Annotated in this window: 1 protein-coding gene; it reads left to right on the forward strand. The window is 52.7% G+C overall.

Annotation, left to right across the window (positions count from 1 at the left end):
* A partial coding sequence (locus tag R7190_RS31210) for a chemotaxis protein CheB (RefSeq protein ID WP_318138388.1) occupies positions 1–505 on the forward strand: 505 nt, incomplete at both ends.

A 505-nucleotide genomic window follows, 5' to 3' on the forward strand; every position in this document is an offset into this window, starting at 1 on the left:
CCATGGATATTGAAATGCCAGTTATGGATGGCATTACGGCTGTGCGTGAAATCATGGCTGCATCTCCAACGCCAATTCTGATGTTTTCGTCCCTGACTCATGATGGGGCGAAAGCAACTCTTGATGCGTTGGACGCTGGCGCTCTGGACTTCTTACCGAAGAAGTTTGAAGATATTGCACGTAACCGCGATGAAGCGGTTTCGCTGCTTCAGCAACGTGTCATTCAAATTGCCTCCAAGCGTGCTTTCATGCGCCGTCCTGTAGCGCGTCCAGCTGCTGCAACTAGTGCTGCGCGCCCACTGGCTTCAAGAACCGCTGCGCCTGCCGCATCGGCTCCGGCTCGACCGGCAGCAACCAAGTTCCGCGCATCGGGTAAGAAATACCAGTTAACTGCGATTGGCACATCCACTGGTGGCCCAGTTGCTTTACAAAAAATTCTTACTCGTCTGCCGATGAACTACCCACATCCAATCGTGCTGATTCAGCATATGCCTGCGACATTTAC

Source organism: Vibrio sp. 1078-1, assembly GCF_033340475.1.